The 19282-nt window shown below is 67.9% G+C and carries 11 protein-coding genes; 4 read left to right on the top strand and 7 right to left on the bottom strand.

The genetic code is table 11. The annotated features are described in order from the left end of the window. Window positions 1–60 precede the first annotated feature (60 nt). The 7 genes from FU260_RS04240 to FU260_RS04210 form a co-directional block, all read right to left on the bottom strand. A complete protein-coding gene (locus FU260_RS04240) occupies window positions 61–1053 on the bottom strand; it encodes a Gfo/Idh/MocA family protein (protein ID WP_147915927.1) in 993 nt (330 codons plus the stop codon). A 1-nt stretch (window position 1054) separates the two neighbouring features. Further along, window positions 1055–2077 (bottom strand): Gfo/Idh/MocA family protein, encoded by a 1023-nt coding sequence (locus tag FU260_RS04235; RefSeq protein ID WP_147915926.1) that lies wholly within the window; start codon window positions 2075–2077, stop codon window positions 1055–1057. 109 nt (window positions 2078–2186) lie between these two features. Further along, window positions 2187–3845 (bottom strand): dipeptide ABC transporter ATP-binding protein, encoded by a 1659-nt coding sequence (locus FU260_RS04230; protein WP_168211642.1) that lies wholly within the window; start codon window positions 3843–3845, stop codon window positions 2187–2189. Further along, window positions 3835–4722, bottom strand: a complete 888-nt coding sequence (locus FU260_RS04225) for an ABC transporter permease (protein ID WP_147915924.1) — start codon at window positions 4720–4722, stop codon at window positions 3835–3837. The genes FU260_RS04230 and FU260_RS04225 overlap by 11 nt, the downstream gene beginning before the upstream one ends. Continuing rightward, on the bottom strand, window positions 4719–5771 hold the full coding sequence (locus tag FU260_RS04220) for an ABC transporter permease (RefSeq protein ID WP_147915923.1): 1053 nt from the start codon (window positions 5769–5771) through the stop codon (window positions 4719–4721). Before FU260_RS04220 ends, FU260_RS04225 begins: the two co-directional genes overlap by 4 nt. A 54-nt stretch (window positions 5772–5825) precedes the next feature. Further along, entirely contained in the window at window positions 5826–7589 is a 1764-nt protein-coding gene (locus FU260_RS04215; RefSeq protein WP_147915922.1) for a peptide ABC transporter substrate-binding protein, read from the bottom strand. Between the two features lie 253 nt (window positions 7590–7842). Further along, on the bottom strand, window positions 7843–10203 hold the full coding sequence (locus FU260_RS04210; RefSeq protein WP_147915921.1) for an FIMAH domain-containing protein: 2361 nt from the start codon (window positions 10201–10203) through the stop codon (window positions 7843–7845). Window positions 10204–10862: 659 nt separating this feature from the next. Here FU260_RS04210 and FU260_RS04205 point away from each other — a divergent pair. The 4 genes from FU260_RS04205 (at window position 10863) to FU260_RS04190 (ending at window position 19135) form a co-directional block, all read left to right on the top strand. Beyond that, complete coding sequence (locus FU260_RS04205) at window positions 10863–13262, top strand: NHL repeat-containing protein (RefSeq protein WP_147915920.1); 2400 nt, start codon at window positions 10863–10865, stop codon at window positions 13260–13262. Window positions 13263–13368: 106 nt separating this feature from the next. Continuing rightward, window positions 13369–17121 (top strand): hypothetical protein, encoded by a 3753-nt coding sequence (locus FU260_RS04200; protein ID WP_147915919.1) that lies wholly within the window; start codon window positions 13369–13371, stop codon window positions 17119–17121. A gap of 115 nt (window positions 17122–17236) precedes the next feature. Continuing rightward, window positions 17237–18091, top strand: coding sequence for a Gfo/Idh/MocA family protein (locus FU260_RS04195; protein WP_168211641.1), 855 nt, complete (start codon window positions 17237–17239; stop codon window positions 18089–18091). A 9-nt stretch (window positions 18092–18100) separates the two neighbouring features. Then, on the top strand, window positions 18101–19135 hold the full coding sequence (locus tag FU260_RS04190) for a Gfo/Idh/MocA family protein (RefSeq protein WP_147915917.1): 1035 nt from the start codon (window positions 18101–18103) through the stop codon (window positions 19133–19135). The last annotated feature ends 147 nt before the right edge of the window (window positions 19136–19282 follow it).

Genomic DNA, 19282 nt, shown 5'->3' with positions numbered 1-19282 from the left:
GCCCTCGTGCGGCTACCGCCCTTCGCCGGCGCCAGCCGCACGGCTCCGCATGCCGCCAGGTCAGGTGCCGAACTTCTCCGGGCGGCCACCGGAATCGGCGCTGCGCTGGGCCAGCAGTGCCACCCGCGTGGCGAGCAGGCTGGCAGCGGTGCCGATCTCCGGTTCGGCACCCGCAGCCAGCGCATCGAAGAAGTACGCCGCGGGCCGGCGCGCCTCCTCGAGCGGCTCCTGCCAGGGTGCGCGGTCGTGGGTGGCCACCGTGAGCGTGTTGTAGGCCCAGTCCAGCTCGGCAGTCCCCTCCGACCCGGTCAACCGCATCCGATAGTGCCCGTGCACCTCCGCGGCCTGCGGGGACAGCCAGTTGGCCTCGATCGTTGCCGCCACCTCCCCCGCCTGCAGCAGCACGGCCACGTGATCGTCGAACTCCGGATGGTCCTGGCGGCGGGCGTTCCCGGTCACGGCGGTGACCGACCCAGTGGTGGCGCCGGTCAGGAACAGCACCAGGTCGATGTCATGCACCGGGAGGTCTCCGGCGATCCCGCCGTATCCGGCACGGCTGAGGAACCACGGCGGCCTGCTGGACTGGTTCAACTTGTGCGGTCCGGTGCTCGCCACCAGGGCGAGCTCACCGAGCACCCCGTCGGCGAGCAGTCGCCGCAGCGCCAGCGTCGGCGGGTAGGCCCGCTTCTCGAACACCACCGAGACATACCGGCCGGTACGTTCGGCGGCCGCGGCGATCTCGTCCAGCTCGGACAGGCTGGTGCACAGCGGTTTGTCGGCCAGCACGTGCGCTCCGGCCTCCAGCGCCAGGCGGGTGTCCTCCCCGCGCCGGCCATAGACACCGGCCACCAGGGCGACGTCGACATCGTGGGCGTCGAAGAGACCGGCAGCCGTGTCGTAGATCGGGGCGGTGAGATTCTCGGGGAGGTAGGCACGGCGCAGCTGCTCGTCCGGTTCGCACACAGCCACCAGTTCGAGATCGGCGCGTGCGGCGACCTCGTCCAGGGCGTAGGCAGCGTGCGGGTGAGCGGCGCCAACGATCGCGACCTTCATCTCAGAGCTCCTCGGGCCGCACGGTGCGGCCAGTCTCGGCGGCACGGTAGACGGCGCACAGCAGCCGGACAGTCTCCGCACCGTCGGCAGCGCTGACCACCGGGGCGCCGCCGGTGCGGATCGCCGTCAGGACGTCGCCCCACTGCTGCACATGTCCAGCAATGCCGATGGCCCGCGGATCCGCGGCGCCGCTGCTGATCCCACTGGCCGCCGTCGGTGCAGGTACTCCCTGCATGTCCCAGCGCAGCACCTCACCCTGACCGAGCTCGACGACGCCGCGGTCGGTGTGCAGGGTGACAGTGGCCGGCGAACCGGGCGGCGTCGCGGTCGAGGTGCTGATCATCCCCAGCGCCCCGCTGGCGAAGCGGAGCGTCGCCACTGTGGTGTCCTCGGCGTCCATCGCGTGCGCCAGGGTGCCGTACTGGGCGGTCACGTCGGTGACCGGACCACACAGCCAGCGCAGCAGATCCACATTGTGCACGCCCTGGTTCATCAGCGAGCCGCCACCGCCCGCCATCGCCGTGCGCCATGGCGCGGCCTGGTAGTACTCCTCGTCCCGCCACCAGTGCACCTGGGTGGTGGCCAGCCTGATCTGCCCCAGAGACCCGGCCGCGAGTGCCTCCTGCAGCGCGGCGTACTCCGGTTCCAGCCGGCGTTGAGAGATCACCGCGGCGACGGCGCCGGTCTCGGTGGCGAGCGCAACGATCCGTTCCGCATCACTGACCTGCAGGGCGAGTGGCTTCTCCACCACCACGTGCCGCCCGGCGTTCAGGGCAGCCAGGGCGTGGGCGGCGTGCTGCTCGCTCGGCGAGCAGATGGCCACCACGTCGACGCCGGGGGTGTCGGCCAGCTCGTCCGGCTCCACCTGGACGGCCTCGGGCCAGCCCGCCTCCTGCGCGCGTGCCGCGTCTCCGCCGCTGAAGGCACGCAGCCGGAGGTCCGGTGCCAGCTCCCGCAGCGCGCGAGCGTGGGTGAGTCCGATCCCACCCAGCCCCAGGATGCCGACGCCTACCTCGTCACTCATACTCTCTACTTTCCTTGTCTGCGTGCTGCGGTGCCTCGCTCCGGGGCACCTCGTTCCTCCGGTACCCAGCCTGTCAGGCGACCCGCGCTGCGGGCCACCGCCGGTTCTCTCATGCCGGCCGGTCCAGACCGATCCGGACCGGCAGCACCGCGTCCAGCAGGTCGCGGGTGTACTCGTGCTCCGGGTTCCGGAAGACCTGCTCGGTCGGCCCGTGCTCAACCACTCTGCCGCTGCGCATCACCAGCACCTCGTGTGCGAGGCGTTCAGCGACGGCGAGGTTGTGGGTGATCAGCAGCATTGCGAAGCCGAGCTGGTCCTGCAGCCCGTGCAGCAGGTCCAGCACCTGTACCTGTACCGAGGCGTCCAGTGCTGAGGTCGGCTCGTCCGCCACCAGGAACTTGGGCTCCAGCGCCAGCGCGCGGGCAATCGCTACCCGTTGCTGCTGGCCGCCGGAGAGCTGGCGGGGATAGAAGTCCAGGTGGTCGGTGTCCAGCTCCACCAGCCGCAACAGCTCGGCAGCCTTGTCCCGACGTTCGATCTTGGTGCCGATGCGGTTGATCCGTAGCGGTTCACCAATGTTCTCGGACACGGTGGCCGAGGGCAGCAGTGACCCGTACGGGGACTGGAACACCATCTGCATGTCCCGGCGCACCAGGCGCAGCTTCTTGGCGGGCAGCTGTGCCAGGGGATGCTCATCGAAGGTCACCTCCCCCGAGGTGGGTTCGATCAGGTGCAGCGCCATCCGAGCCAGCGTGGACTTCCCAGAGCCCGATTCGCCGACCACGCTCAGCGTGCGGCCGGGATTGAGACTGAAGGACACGTCGTCCACTGCCACCACGTGTCCGCCGCGGCTACTGAACACCTTGGTGAGGTTCTCGGCGCGGACCAGCGCGCCAGCATCCGTCTCGGTAGCCTGCTCCCGCTCCGGCGAGCTCAGCCCCAGGTCGAGAGCCGAGTCGACCAGCGACTGACTGTACTTCTCGCGTGCACCGGTGAGCAGTTGTTCGACCGGTGCCTGCTCAACGAGCCGGCCGTCGCGCAGCACGATGGCGTCATCGCAGACATAGCGCGCCACTCCGAGGTCGTGGGTGATCATCAACAGGGCCATCCCCCGATCCCGCAGCTCCACCAGCAGATCCAGGATCTGCTTCTGCACCGTGACGTCGAGCGCCGTCGTGGGCTCGTCCGCGATGATCAGTTGCGGGCGGCCGATGATCGCCATCGCGATCATGGCGCGTTGGCGCATCCCGCCGGAGAGCTGGAACGGGTACATCTTGACCCGGCGCTCGGGTTCGGGGATGCCCACATCCGCCAGTGCCTCGACCGCCCGGCGATTGGCGGTGCGGCGATCACAGGCACCGTGCCAGAGCAGCGCCTCGGCCAGCTGCCGCCCCAACGGCACCGACGGGTTGAACGCCTCCATCGCGTTCTGGAACACCATGCCGATCTGGTTTCCCCGCACCCGTCGCAGCTTCGGCTCGCTCAGCGAGATCAGCTCCTGGGCGGGGCCGTCCTGGGGTGCGAGGGTGGCGGATCCGCGTACCCGCGCGTTGGAGGGGAGCAAGCCGAGGACCGCGCGCATCGAGACGCTCTTGCCGCTGCCCGACTCACCGACCAGCGCCAGGGCTCCCGAGTGCGGCATGGCGAGGTCCAGGCCGTGCACCACGTCCTTGACACCGTCCGGCAGCGCGAAGCCCACGGTGAGGTCGCGAATGTCCAGCAACGGGCCGGTCGGCTCCGACCGCACGGCCGCGCCCTCAGCTCTCATCGACGTCGAATGCATCACGGAATCCGTCTCCTACCCAGGTGAAGGCCAACATGATGAGCACGAACACGAGCACCGGCCACCCGATCAGGTGCGGGAAGGACTGCACGTACCGATAGCCGTCGTTGATCATCGTGCCGACACTCGGCATCGGCGGCGCGACCCCGAGTCCGAGGAGCGCCAGCCCCGACTCCGCCAGCATGTTGGCGGGGATCCCGAAGCTCGAGCTGACCAGGACCGGGCCCATCGCGCCGGGGACCATGTAGCGCATCACCAGCGTCCAGCCGGTCGCGCCCATGGCGCGCCCGGCTTCGACGAACTCCAGGGTCTTGAACTTCAGGATCTGTGCCCGCAGCAGCCGGGACAGGCCCACCCAGCTACCGATCGTCAGCGCGAGGATCACCGCCGAGGTGCTTCGACCGAGAACGGCGACGAGCAGGACAGCGAACAGGTACCCCGGGAACGCGAACATGATGTCGGTACCCGCCATCAGCCACTGGTCGATCTTTCCGCCCTTGTACCCGGCGAACAGACCGATCGCGAAGGACAGGATCAGCGACAGCAGCTCCGCGACCACGGCGATGAACAGGGCCGTCCGGAGGCTGTACAGCACGCGGGAGAGGATGTCCCGGCCAAGGATGTCGGTGCCCATGAGGTGCCCGGGAGACCCGGTGGGCAGGAACTCGTCGCCTGGGCCGAGCGTGGCGTAGTGGTACGGGGCGAACAGCGGTGCGCCCGCTGCGGCGATACAGGCGATGACGACGATGACGAGCCCGACGACGGCGAGCCTGTTCCGCCGGAACCGTGCCCACCGGCGGGACCACTCGGAGCGTGGTTTACCGTGCTGACCGGCTGCTGTGCTGGCATCTGTCGCGGTCATAGTGCCGCCTCTCCCTGCGGCGACTGCGCCCGGGACGGCACATCGCCTCCGATTCCGATCTTCTTCGCCACGTCCTCACCGGTCGGGGTCAGGTTCAAGCTCGCCCGCACCCGCGGGTCCAGCAACGCGTACACCAGGTCCACCGCGAGATTCATCACCATCAGCAGCGCGGCGAAGAACAGCGAGGAGCCCATCAGCAGGGGCATGTCCCGTTGCGCCGCCGCCTCGGTGAAGTAGCGGCCCAGGCCGGGGATGCCGAAGATCGACTCGATGAAGATCGTCCCAGTCGCCAGCCCGGCAAACATCGGGCCGATGACCGTCACCAACGGCATCATCGAGTTGCGCAGTACATGGCGGGTCATGATCGTGCGGAACCGGCCACCTCTGGCCCTCGCAGCGACGACGTACTCTTCCCGGAGGTTCTCCAGGACCGAGTTGCGTACGTAGCGGGCGAGCATCGCGATCGGCGACACCGCGAGGGCCACCATCGGCAGGATGACGTTCTCCGGCCCGCGCCAGCCGAACGGCGGCAGCAGCCCGAGGGCGGAGGAGAAGATCAGCACCAGGACCAGACCGGCCAGGTAGTTCGGCAGCCCGTGCCCGAGGGTGACGGTGAACATCGTGCCGGTGTCCCAGATCGTCTTCCGGCGCACTGCGGCCAGGATCCCGAGCGGAACGGCCACGGCTACCGCGATAGTGACCGCACCCAGCGCCAGTCCAGCAGAGATCGGAAAGGCGCCGGCGATGATCTGCTCCACCGTCAGATGCGTGTAGCGATAGCTGGGGCCCATATCGCCGGTCACGGCGCCTGCCATGAAGGTCAGATACTGCTGCCAGGACGGAATGTCCGGACCGTAGCGCTCAACCAGTCCGGACTGTTGTTCCGCCGATGCCTGCTGAGCCAGCCCGACGTCGCCCCCGCCGACCGCTTGAATACTCGCGAAGTCGCCTGGTGCGAGCTGCAGCAGCGTCCAGGTCAGCAACGAGACTGCGATCAGGCACAACACCATCCGCACGACGCGTCGCCCGATGAAGACCACGACTCTCATTTATCGCCTCCCCTCCTCTACCGCGGTCACGAGCTGCTTTCTGTCACAGGGGACTCACGCCTCATCGACGGTGAGGTACTTGTAGTAGGCGTACTCGGGAGAGGGCCGCAGGTGGAACCCCGAAACGTTCTCGGCGACCAGCATCATGCGGCCACTCCACGAGATCGGAATCGTGTAGGAGATGTCCTCCCGAGTTTGCGCGGCGGCGAGATAGGCGGCAGTCCGCTCTGCATCGTCGAGGATGCCCATCGCCTCTGCCGCTTGGTCGGCGAACTCCACTGCCTTCGGATCGGCGCTGCTGCGCAGCTTCTCGTCCAGCGCGACGGCTCGGTCCAGATCGCTCAGACCTTCCTCCGCCTGGATCTCCTGATACTCCAGCCAGTCAGCCGTCGACATGCTGAACTGCATCACGTAGCTCGGCGGGAAGATGTTGTTGACCCAGTTGGTCATGGTCGGCAGCCCGGAGAAGGTGCCGCCGTACAGGCTGATCACCGAGTCGTCCTCGTAGGGCTGCCAGCGCGTGTCGCTGTGCACACCGCTTTCCAGGATGTCGATCGTGACGTCGGTATCGAAAGCTTCTTGCCACTGGTCGGCCAGGACGGACAGCCACGGATCCTCAAAGTTGTACTGGATCCGCAGGCTCGGGACCTGGTCGAGGCCGGCGTCGGCCATCAGCGCTCGTGCGCCGTCGACGTCGTACTCTCTGGCGATCGACTCGTCCCAGCCGGGCACGACGTTGCCCGGGACGAGCGAGGTGCCCGCCTCGTCAGTGGACTTGATCGCAGCGATCGCCTCCCGGTCGATCGCCATCGACAGTGCCTGACGAACCCGTACATCGCTCGAGGCCTCGTGCCCGCCCCACATCCGCTGCAGGTAGCGGACGCTGTACCCGTCCACCTGGGCGACCAGCTCCTGCAGGTCCTCACGTTCGGCGACGGTGGTGGCGCTGGCACCAGTGATGTCGATCTCGCCCGCATCGAAGGATGCCGCCCGGGCGGTCTCGTCCATGCCGATCACCAGCTCGATCGTCTGGACGCCGACGTTCTCGTAGTCCCAGTAGGCGTCGTTGGCCACCATCTGCAGAGAGGTCGTCGGCTCCCAGAACTCCGGCACGTAGGCACCGTTACCGACCCAGTTCTCCGGCTGCATCCACTCCTGGCCACCGTCTTCGAGGCTCGGCGGGTGCACCAGCACCATCGAGTAGTGGGACAACAGCAGCAGGAAGTCGCTGTTCGGTGAGGCGAGCTCGATCTGCAGGGTGCTGTCGTCCGGCGCGGTGATCCCCACAGTGGACCAGTCGTCGGTCTCGGCGCCGAGGAACTCCGACGCGCCCTTGATGTTCAGGCCGTTGAGGTAGCTGGACGCGCCTGCCGCGTAGTTGGATCCGGCGCCGGTCGGCGTGAGCAGGCGCTGGAAGCACCATTCGGCATCGGGTGCGGTGACCGGGTCACCGTTGGACCAGGTGGCCCCCTGCCGCATGGCGAACGTGTAGGTGAGGCCATCATCGGAGACCTCCCAGGATTCTGCTGCGGCAGGAATCGCCTCGGTGCCCTCGTCGTTGGAGAACGTCAACCCTTCGAGCAGCCCGGCTGGCACGACCAGCATCGCGTTGTTGACGTAGTGCGGGTCGAGCGACTCGATCGACCCCATGCTCATCCGGACCGTTCCGGTCGGCCCGCTACCGTCACCGCCCGCCGCGTCATCCGCAGCCGAATCCGAACCGCCCTGGAAGTTGCACCCACCCAGCGCGACAGCCGCTCCTGCGGCGCCGCCGCCCAGGAACAGTCGGCGCGTGATCATGAATCTGTTGTCCGTCATCGTGGCTCCTCCGGGACCTCTCCGTCCCTGCGACTTCGTCGTCTCTCTGGTTATATGGACTCAAAATGCAACCGATTGCAAATATGCTAGACGGAGAACTGCCGAGTGGTCAACCCGTCAGGACCCCGGTACCGCGATCCGGTGGTCGTGCCGTCTTGCGATGGGCGCGGTGGCGCCGTGCCGCTACCGCGTGGGGCGCGGCGACAGCGCCGCCGCGGTGGTGCGGTCCGATCCGCACCACCGCCGCGCGGCATCAGCCGAGGGCGTCCAGGATCGCCTCGGCCCGCTCCACCAGGCCGGCGCGAGCCTCCTCGGTGACCGTGTCTGGCACCTTGGCGTTGTCCAGGTGTCGGACGAACCGCTCCAACGCTCGGACGGCCGGCACGGTGCGGTCGGCACTCAGGTGCTTCTCCGCCTGGTCCAACGCCCGCTGCAACTGATGGGCGATCGGGCCAGTGATGTCACCGGCTTCGATGTAGCCCTCGGTCGCAGCGCTCAGCGCCTCGAGCTGTTCCACCGGTCCCTGCTCGGCGCCGCTGACGTCGAAGGAGTACAGATTGGTGGCATCGATGACGTAGACGGTGCCGTCCTCGGCGATGTCCATCCGCTTGTAGCCGTCCTCGGCGAGGATCTGCAGGTCGCGGGTCTCCGGGTCGAAGGCGAACACATCGGTGCCGGCGATCCCGTAGAGCAACCCGTCGGCGGGGTTCACCTGGATCGTGCTGCCCAGACCCCACGTAGAAGCGCTGGTGTCCGCGCCGACGTCATAGACCTCCACCACCTCCCGGGTGGTGGTGTCGTACTCGACCAGGTCGCCGGTAGTGGTGAGCGCCCAAATCGTCTCGCCCAGCGCGACAACTTCAGCCACCACGCGGTTATCCGGTACCGGCACCACTGAGTCCAGCACCTCACCGGTCTCCGGGTCGACTACCACCAGGTGCGCATCCTGCGGACTGTCCGGGCTGGACAAGCCACCCTGGACCGAGGTGCCGGCGTAGATCAGGCCGTCCCCACCGAAGGTGACCGCCGTCGTGCTCTGCGCCTCCACGAGGTCGCGGTAGGTAACCCCGCGGTCGGTCATATCGGTGAGCGTCAAGCCACCACCCCGCACGCCATAGTCGGAGACGGTGGCCATCGCGACGATGTCGCCGTTGGTCGCCATGTCGATGATCCGGTCCTGCTCCTCGTCGATGAGCCGGAACTGTTCGGCAGGGTTGGTGCCGTAGTCCCACTCAGCGGCCGGGTCGCCCATGTGCACGACGGCGTTGCCGTAGCTGCCGAGGACGAGCTGGTCCTGGAAGTTCAGCCAGGAGTCTGCCTGACTCGGTCCGTCGATCTGGTCCATCTCCTGGGTCGCAGGGTCGAACCGGCCCAGGGTCCCGGGCCCGTTGTAGGTGCCCATGTAGACCCGGTCGTCCGAGGCGACGTGCACAGAGTGGGCGGTCAGCGGGGCGCCGGGGACCACGCCGTCGAACACCTCGTGCTCGCCGGTGGCCGGGGTGAAGCGCCAGAAGGAACCATCCCGGTTCAGACCAACCAGGACCTCCTCGCCGTCGGCAGTGGTGAGCAGGTTCAGCGCGCGATGGTTGCCGGTGTCCTCGAGCCCGGTGTCGATCCACCCGGTGGGGCTGACCGAGCAGTCGGCGGAGTCGAACTCCCAGATCTCGCCCTCGGACTTGAAGAACATCGTGCCGCGCTCGGTCTGGTCGGTGAACGGGGCATTCAAGCTGAGGAAGCTCCCGATCGCCCCCTCGCAGGCCCAGTCGCCGGCGGCGGTGTCCCAGAACAGGGTGTTCACACCCTCGTAGCTGCCGTTCAGCGAGGGCGAGAAGCCCATGGCGATCAGGTCACCGACCTGCTGGAAGGAGTAGAAGTAGGTAATCACCTCGTCGTACTCGGCCGGCAGTTCTAGCTCGGTCATCTCGCCACTGTCCAGGTCGACGGCGACCGCATGGCCGGTCTGCATTCCGGTCCCGGTGTAGGCGGTTCCGTCGACGACGGACAGGCCCCAGGCGTAGTCGTCGTCACTGGCCACGGAGCCGTAGTCCCGTACGTCGCCGGTCGCCGGGTCGTAAGAGAACACCTTGGCGCGGGCGTAGGTGTTCCCGTAGAGGATGCCGTCGTGCATCTGCAAGCCGCGGATCAGCAGCTCACCGGCTGGGTTCTCCAGCACCTCGGTGATCTCGTGCGTCTCGGCATCCCAGTGGTAGAGGATCACCCCGCCCCCGTCACGCAACGCGAAGTAGGCGCTGCCGTCGGGAAGGATCTCGGTCGGTCCGGCCAGAGTCTTCGGCGGGATGCTCTGGTGGTCGATCAGCTCGCCGGTCTCGATATTCACCACGCTGAAGCTGGCCGGATTCCCGGCGGCAGGCAGGTACTGCACATGGGTGCCGTCGGGCAGAGTGCCGACGTCAGCGCTGCTGATGCTCGTCTCGGTAGCGACCAGGCCGTGGTCGGTGATCTCGACGGACAGGTCGAGACCCTCCTGGGCGGGCTCGTCTGCGGTAGGTCCGTCGGCGGCTGCACCGGTGGCAACCAGACCGAGCGAGACTGCTGCGGCGAGCGCACCGGTAGCGATGCGCCGGCCAATCGGGGGTGGCGATGAAGAACTCATGAACCGTACCTCCAGCGGTACTTGGTACAACGGGTGGGTCGTGCATGGCGTCCGGGCAACTCCGCGCGTGTCGGAGTACCCGACGGGTGAGCAAGGCTCAGCTGGTGGGCGCTGCCCGGTGCATCTCCGGGCTCGGCTGGTGGGCGCTGCCCGGTGCATCTCCGGGCTCGGTGGGTGGACCGTGCCCGACGTGTAGGCGTGCTCGACGGGTGAGTAGAACTCGACTGGTGGGCAATGCCTGGCGTATCAGCGGGCTCGGTGGGTGGGCAGCACTCAGCAGGTGAGCAGTGCTCGGCACAGGCGGGGATCACCCGCACATCCTCGACGCCGAGCTGGTTGCAACCGGTTGCTCTGGCAACGTAGCGGCAACGGTGGTCGGGCGTCAAGGTCGCACTCGCTCAGGTCCGAGCAGACCGATCGAGGCGACCCGCCACCTCGATCTCCTCACCCTTGACGCCGGCGATGCCGCACCTCTACGGTTCCTACAACCGGTTGCAAAGATCCTCGGGGCTGAGGGTCATCGCTGGTTCCAAGTCCCGACCGGCAACCGTGACCGAGCGTGCCGCAACGAGTGCGGTCCGCACGACCATGGAGGAGTACGGGTGAGCCATTCACCGATGAGACCTCACGCCCAACCGACCAGACCGCACACCCGACTATTGGCGGCCACCGCAGTCGCCGCCGTCGCCTCGCTCGGGCTGGCCTCTGCCGCAGCAGGCGACGACACCACCGACGGACTCGGCCTCACCGCCGAGGTGACCGACCACGGCCTCGTGGCGACGGAGGTCAGCACGAGCGTCTCCGAGGCCGGCACCCTGCCGGACGGCACCCCGGTGCTGTATATCGGCGGCTCCGGCGAGCCGGCGAGCTTCACCGTGGTGAACGCCGAGACCGGCGAGCTGATCTTCGCCGCCGACGTTCCGCCGAAGAGTATCGGCAGCCCGATCCAGCCACTCCCGGATGGCAGCGCGTTCTTCGGCCTTCGGGACGGTTCCGGCTTGATCATCTATCACTGGGACGCCGAGACCCACGAGATCACCGAGGCGTTGGAGAACCCGGCCGGCGGCCGGCTCGTGCGCGAGCTGCAGCTCGGGGATGACGGCCTGCTCTACGGCTCTACCTATCCGAACACCCGGGTGTTCTCCTACGATCCGGAGACCGGCGAGGAGCGCGACTACGGCAACATCCTCGATTCCGGGGACAGCGACAGCTACGCCGAAGGCTTCTCGGTGCACGATGGCACCGCCTACGTCGGAACCGGCATGCAGAACGGGCACTTCGTCACCGTTGACCTGGACAGCGGCGAGAAGACCGAGATCGAGCTGCCGGCCGAGTATGACCAGATCACCCGGTTCTACCGGTTCCAGCAGGTCGGTGATCTGATCGCCATGGCCTTCTCCCCCGGGATCTCCGGTGGCACCAACACCCTGTTCTGGGACACCGCCAACCAGGAGCTCGCGTGCGAGGGCGCGATCGACTCCTTCGTCAGCCTGAACAACCCCTACAGCGAGCCCACTGAGGACGGCAGGTTCTACTACAAGGCGAACGACGAGATCTGGGAGTTCGACTCCACCGACTGCTCGGTCAGCCCCACCGGCTGGATCGACACCGACCTCGCCGACACCGGGACCCACCGCACTCTGGGGTTGGTCAACTCGGCCGATGGCTCCGAGCACCTGCTGCTCGGGCTGAACCGGGATGGCTCGTTCTGGAACTTCGACCCTGCCACTGGTGAGCACGAGTTCTTCGAGAGCCAGGTGACCGGCTCGGCGCTGACCGCGCACTCCATCCACGTCGGACCGGACGAGCAGGTCTACATGGGCATCTACCTGAGCCCGCAGGTACTGGGTCGCTACGACCCGGCCACGGAAGAGATCGAGCAGATCAGCGGCCCGAGTCAGGCCGACTCCTGGCTGACCTTCGACGATCAGCTGCTGATCGGCAGCTATGGCAACGCCGTGATCCACCAGGGTGACCCGTTCGCCGAGTGGGAGTGGGACACCAATCCGGCCCAACAGTTCCGCCTGATCGGTGAGCAGCAGGACCGAGTGATCCAGATGGCGACCGACGGTGACACGGTGGCGATCGCCACAGTGGCCGACTACGGCGTGCAGGGCGGCGGACTGACGATCACGGACATGACCGACAGCGGCACGACCTACCGCGATCTCGTCGAGGCACAGAGCACAGCCTCGGTCGCCTTCGGCAACGACGGCCTGATCTACGCCGGTACCTCGATCCGCGGTGGGCTCTCCAGCGACAACAGCCCGTTGGATGCGCACCTGGTGACCTTCGATCCGGAGCAGGGCACGGTGACGGGCGCCGTCATCCCGGTGGAAGGTAACGACGTAGTCTCCGGGCTGGTTCCGATCGGGGACAGCATCTGGGGCGTGACCAACAGTGGTGACCTGTTCGAGTTCGACACCACCACCCAGGAGGTGGTGAACACCTACGATCTCGGCACCGAGCACAGCGCCTCGCCGTGGGGGCTGGGGAGCACCGTGCAGCTCAACCCTGCCGACGGGCTGCTCTACGGCATCGCCGGTGGCAGCATCTTCGCCTTCGACCCGGAGACGCAGGAGCAGCAGATCCTGCTCGATGATCTCAGCTACAAGCGGATGGACATCGCACCGGACGGGACCATCTACGCCCTCGACGACACCCATCTGTTCGAGATCACTGTCGGTGGCGCCGGCGCCGAGTGCACGGAGACGATCGACGGCCGGCACGCCGGACCGCTGACGGTCAGCGAAGGCGTCACCTGCATCGAGTCCGGCAGCGTACGCGGACCGATCACGGTTCAGGCTGGCGCCTCGCTGATCGCCAACGATGCCGAGCTGTTCGGTCCGCTGCACAGCACTGGTGCGTCGGCCGTGGAGATCGTCGACTCGAGCATCCACGGTCCGGTGAGCATCTCCGGGACGACGGCCTCGACCGTCCTGTCCGGCAACGAGATCCGTGGTCCGCTCAGCTGCTCCGGCAACGACCCAGCACCGTTGGACCTCGGTAGCCCGAACACCGTACGGGGTCCACAGTCGGGTCAGTGCCGTGACCTGTAGCTGAATCGGGTGCGCGGGGCGGCCGACCACGAGTGCGCCGCCCCGCGCATCCCCCGCGTTCCCTGTTCGACCGCAGCACACCTGAACCTTGAGACGGAGAAGACCGATGGAGCTCTCACGCCGCACGTTGATCCTCGGAGCCGGCGCCGCCGGAGCCGCCCTGACCCTCGGTGTCCCAGCCGCACGAGCTACCGGACGCCGGTCACGCATCACTGAGGTCGATCCGGGCACGGTGGTGATCGTTGCCCCGGAACAAGCCGAGTGGCACGCTCTGGCCGAGGACCTCGCCAATCGGCTTGCCGAAGCGACCGGGGTGGCGCCGCCGCAGGTGCATGCTCCACAGCAGGACCGGTTCGCCAGTGGCTGGGAGGGCGATGTCATCCTGCTCGGCAATCTGGGGAACAACTTCGAGCTCGCCCGGCTGTACGGGATGCGCTTCGCGATGGTCGACTCGTGGATGCCTGGGCCCGGCGGCCACTGGGTGTGCACAGTGGTTGACCCGTTCGGCGCGGGTGGGAACTCCCTGGTGGTCGGCGCCAGCGATCTCGACGGCGCCCGAGCCGGCATCGATCTGGTGATCGGGGCGGTCGAGGAGCAGACCGTGCCCCGCCTGCACCAGGCTTCGCTCGCGGACTCGGTGCTGGAAGTGCTGCCCAACGGCGGTGCGACCGACGCCGACTACCTCGCCGCCGAGCGCGCGGCACTGCAGGCCCGGCTGGATGCTCTGGTGCCCTCCACCGGCAATGAGGCGGATGCCAAGAGCCTGCACCGCATCCTGTCCGAGCTCAGGGGTGCGGGTGAAGCGCACCTGCTGACCGCGGATGCCGGTTTCGCCGAGCTCTACCACCTGCTGATCACCGGGTATGCGGACTTCGTGCTGGCGCACCCAGCCGAGGCGACCGACCAGCTCAACGAGCGGGCGAACATGTGGACCGACGGCGAGGAGCTGATCAGCGTCTGGGCAATGATGGAGACCGTTGACCTGTTCAGCGATGCTGAGCGCGAGAAGGCACTCGAAGCCATCCAGCTGACCTTCGCGGCTAATGCCAATGACGGCTACCTGAACAGCGCGGAGCCGGAGGCTCCCCGGTGGAACCACGAGGCCTACCCCGCCTTGTCCCTGGTGGCCGGAGCCAGCTACTTCCAACGCCACCATGACCTGCCCGAGGCGCAGGACTGGCACGCGCTGGGCGACCGCATCTTCCAGGGCAGCACCTCGGTGATCAGCCTGGATGAGGGCGCTGACTATCTGATGCATCTGCCGATCATCACGATGGACTACGCGATGCTGACCGGTCAGTACGAGTTCCTCACCCGCACGTTGCGTCCGAGCGCCGATCTGCACGTACTGATGATCGACAACGGCGGCTCGATGGTCGGCGGTGGTGACGTGTACCCGTACGGCTACTCCGGGGTGTATTCCTGGGGGCACTCGCAGGTGATGCACGCCGCGTCGTGGCTGTTCCCCGAGCCGATCTACGGCCTGCTGCTCGAGCGCGCCCGCACCGGCCCGTTCAGCAACAACCGGAACTCCGACCTCGCCAATCCGCTGCACCGCTATCAGGTCGATGCCGACAGCGATGAGGGGGACGACGGGGACCTGTCCCTGCCGGCGGTGATGGCCTACCCGGTGGAGGAGGGCGTCTACTCCCATGTGACCGAGGAACGGCCCACCGAGGTTGACCTGGAGCGGACGTTTCACAAGATGGCCTTCCGTGCCGGTCTCGATGTCGACGATCCGACGCTGATGGTCGACGGCTTCGCCGGTGGCCGGCACAACCATCAGGACAGCAACGCGATCATCGGCTACACCGCACGCAGCCGGATCCTGCTGACCGACCGCGACTACATGGAGAACACTCCAGAACACCACTCCGGCCTGGTGGTGGTGCGCGACGGTGAGCAACCGGTCAAACCCGAGTTCGCCGCCATCGACTGGGTGGCCGACGTGGACGGGGCCTCGGTGAGCCGGTCCCGGCTCGTCGGCTGGAACGGCACCGACTGGACCCGCACGATCTTCACCGCTGACGGTGGCTTCCATCTGGTCCTGGACGAGCTGGACGTCACCGAGAGCGGCTCCTACCTGGTGAAGAACCAGTGGCAGACGCTCGGCGCCGGCGAGGTGGACGGGGCCCGGTACCGCTGCCGGCAGGACGGCGTGACGATGGTCATCGACAGCATGGACGCCTCCGTGCAGTCCACGGTCGATCGCTACGGGCACTTCGTGAAGTACTACCGCAGCGACAACGCGTACGAGTACGCGGAGGCCGAGACGGTGCTCAGTCAGGTTTACGACGAGCAGGCGCGTTCGGCGGGCGACCGGCTCTCGTTCGTCAACGTGATCGCCACTGGTTCGGGTGACGACGACCCGGCCGTGGCCTCCCGCCGATGGAATGAGCGGCTCTGGCAGGTCACGGTCGACGGCGCACCGTGGTGGTTCATCAACGGCCCGGTGGACAGCGGGGTACTGAGCACCGATGCCGCCCTGTCGGTCCTGGGGCCGGACCGGATCACGCTGTCCGGGGCGAAGCGGGTCACGATCGGCACGTCGAGCTACACCTTCGACGAACCGGTGGTGTGGCACCTGGACACCACCACGAAGCGGTGGGCGGCGTACCCGGTGCGCCGTGACCACGTGCACTATGACGAGGTCGGCGAACCGATCCGGCCTGGTCCGGTCGACGAGGGGTCGTTGACCTGGTCCTCCGGCAGCACCGCGCGCGTGGTCGGGGCGGTGCGGGCAGCGGAACGACCCTGGCGGCCGGGCGAACGCGGGTTGCCCGTGGGTGCGGAGATTCCGAGCGGTTGGTCGCTGCTCGGGCAGGTGGCCGGCACGGTCACCGAGATGACCGAGATCCCGGCGACCGGTTCAGCGCCCGCGCTGCTGCTTTCCGGGACCGCCGATGGTCAGGTGAGCGCCGTCAGCCTCGATGGCACGCCGCAGTGGACCGCAGCCGTGCAGGGCAGGGTGAACGAGATCACCCACCACGTCCACGACCAGGATGAGCTGATCGTGGTGGCCACCGAGGACTACCGGGTGCACGCGCTGAACCGCGACGGCACCCAGCGCTGGGTGTGCGCCATCCCCGACGACCCCGGCCGCCGCGAGCGCAAGGGCAACCTGCTCGGCATCACCGCAGTGCGCACCGGCTATGTCAACGGTCAGGACCGGGCGCCGTCGCTGATGGTCGGCACCCAGTTCCGCTGGGTCTACACCGTGGACTTCGCGGGTGAGATCCAGAACGAGATGATGCTGTACTACTACGGCATCGAGGATGCGGTGTTCGCCGATTTGGACGGTGACGGTGTCGACGAAGGCGCCTTCGCGCTCGAATACTTCAATACCTCGATCTGGGACGACAACGTCGAGCACCGGGGCGCTTCTGCGGAGGGGCCGGGCTTCACCAGCGTCGGCGTGCACCTGTCCGACGAGGCTGCACCGCTGGTGGTGTACGGGACCAAGCAGAGCCTCGTGAGTGCCGTGACCTATTCCGGGGACCGGCCCGACCCGGTCTGGGAGTACAACGTCGGCGGCCAGGTCAACGACCTGCGCTGCGGCATCTTTCACGACTCGGTCGGCGCCGAGATCGTGCTCGGTACCAGCGGTTTCCACGTCTGGTCGCTGGATGTCGAGGGAGCTCCCCGGTTCCGCACTCCGATCGGTGACCGGGTGCTGCAGGTGATCCCACTTCCCGGCGAGGGCTACCTGGCCCTGGCCGATCACGGGCTCCTGGTCCGCCTCGACACCGACGGCGCCGAGACCGGCCGCTGGCGGTTCTCCGAGCCGATCGTCGGTGCCGCTGTGACCGGCACACTGACGGTGGTGCTCCGGGACGGCACCATGCTCGCCCTGGGCTAGCCGACCGCTGGCGGAGATCGTGGCGACGGATTCGTCACCGAAGAGGCTTGACGTGCAACCGATTGCAAGCCAGGCTAGTTCTATTCATCCCCGATCGTGATTGGATCGCTCGCCCGTGACAAGCATCGGCTTCATCGGCACGGAAAACTCCCACACCGACCACTTCATCCGGTTCCTCAACGCGGAGGCCCGCCACCCCGGTTTCCGTGCTGCCGCACTCGCCGGCGGCGCCTCCGAGCGCAATGACAAGCTCTCGGCCGGCGGCGAGCTGGACATCGTGGACGCGCCGGAGGATCTCATCGGCAAGGTCGACGCCGCCATCATCTCCACCCGGGACGGAGCACTGCATCGCGAGCAGGCCGAACCGCTGCTGCGGGCCGGGATGCCGGTGCTGGTGGACAAGCCCCTCGCCACCAGCGTCGAGGACGCCCAGGCGATCATCGCCGCGGGTCAGGAGTCGGGCTCGGTGCTGCTGTCCAGCTCCGCACTGCGCTTTCTGCCGCAGATCGCGGAGGTCAGCGAGGGTGGCACCGAGTCCCTGCGTCAGCTCAGCCTGATCGGCCCGGCTGATCCGGACAGCCCGTACTCGGGTCTGTTCTTCTACGGCATCCACCACGTCGAGGCGGCACTGGAGATCGTCGGCAACCCCACCGTCGAGCCCGGCTCCGTGCAGGTGCACCTCTCCCGGCACGGCGACACCACTGTGGCGCTGACCCGGATCGCCGGCGTGGAGGTCTCCTTCACCTTCGTCGTGCCCGGTGACGGCGTCCGCGTGCCGTTCTACGCCGTCGCCACCCGCACCGACAGCGTCACTGCCCGCGAGCTGGTCCTCGGCCCGGACTACAACGCCCCGTCGGTGGCCCGCTTCGTCGACGCGATCTCCGGCGGCAGCTCCCCGATGTCTGCCGCCGAGCTGCTCAGCCCAATCGTGGTGCTGAGCGCGATCGCCGACGCCCTCGCCAACGAGTAAGGACCTCCCGTGACTACACCTGCCACTACCACCACGTCCACAGCGCAAGCACCCACCGACCGGCTCCGTCTCGGCGTCATCGGCGTCGGGGTCGTCGGCAAGGCGCACATCAAGCGTCTGCAGTCCGACGCCTCGCCCGCACAGCTGATCGCTATCGCCGATGCGAGCACCGAGGCGGCCGAGGCGGTCGGGGCCGACCTGAGCGCCCCGGTGGCAGCGTCCGTCGACGCCCTGCTGGCCAGCGACGATGTCGACGCGGTGATCATCGCGATCCCCTCGGGTCTGCACGCCGACGTCGCTATCGCCGCACTGGAAGCAGGCAAGCATGTGCTCCTGGAGAAGCCGATCGACGTCACCGTGGACGCTGCGGACCGCATCATCGCCGCCGAGCAGGCCTCCGGCAAGACCCTGTCCGTGGTCAGCCAGCGGCGGTTCGCCCCGGAGAACCAGTTCCTGCACGAGGCCATCAGGTCCGGGCGACTGGGCCGGCCGACCGCAGCGAGCATCGAGATCGCCCTCTGGCGTACCCAGGAGTACTACGACTCCGGCGCCTGGCGCGGCACCTGGGCCCTGGACGGCGGCGGCGCGCTGATGAACCAGGGCGTGCACCTGGTGGACCTGGCCCTGTGGCTGCTCGGCGACGTCGAAGAGGTCTACGCGCACAGCGGCCTGCTCGCGCACGAGCGGATCGAGGTGGAGGACACCATCACGATCACCGCACGGTTCACCAGCGGCGCCATGCTCACCTTCCTGGCCACTACCACCGCGTACGGCAACCTGCCGCTGCGGGTGGCGGTGATGGGCGATGGCGGCACCGCAGTCACGCTCTCGGAGAAGTTCACCCACCTCATCACCCAGGACGGCGCCGACATCCCCGAGTTCGAACCGGTGGACCAGCAGCTCGGTCAGCTGACGGACTTTGTCACCGCGGTCACCACCGGCGCTCCGCCGCTGGTCCGCTCGACGGAAGCGCGCGCCGCCGTGGCGTTCATCGAGGCGGCGTACACCTCGGCCCGGACCGGTCGTCCCGTCCAGCCGCGATGACCGCACCCGGTCCGGGGCGTGCTCGTCGAGTGCGAGCACGCCCCGGGCCGGCCGGCCCTGACCCTCGCGGTCGGTAGCCAGTCCTACCCCCTCGCGGTCGGCAGCCAGTCCTACCCCCTCGCGGTCGGCAGCCAGTCCTGACCCCCG

This window comes from Ruania zhangjianzhongii, from assembly GCF_008000995.1.
Classification (GTDB): Bacteria; Actinomycetota; Actinomycetes; order Actinomycetales; family Beutenbergiaceae; genus Ruania; species Ruania zhangjianzhongii.
The sequence above is the reverse complement of the archived record's forward strand: the minus strand, read 5'-3'. Positions and strand labels throughout refer to the sequence as shown.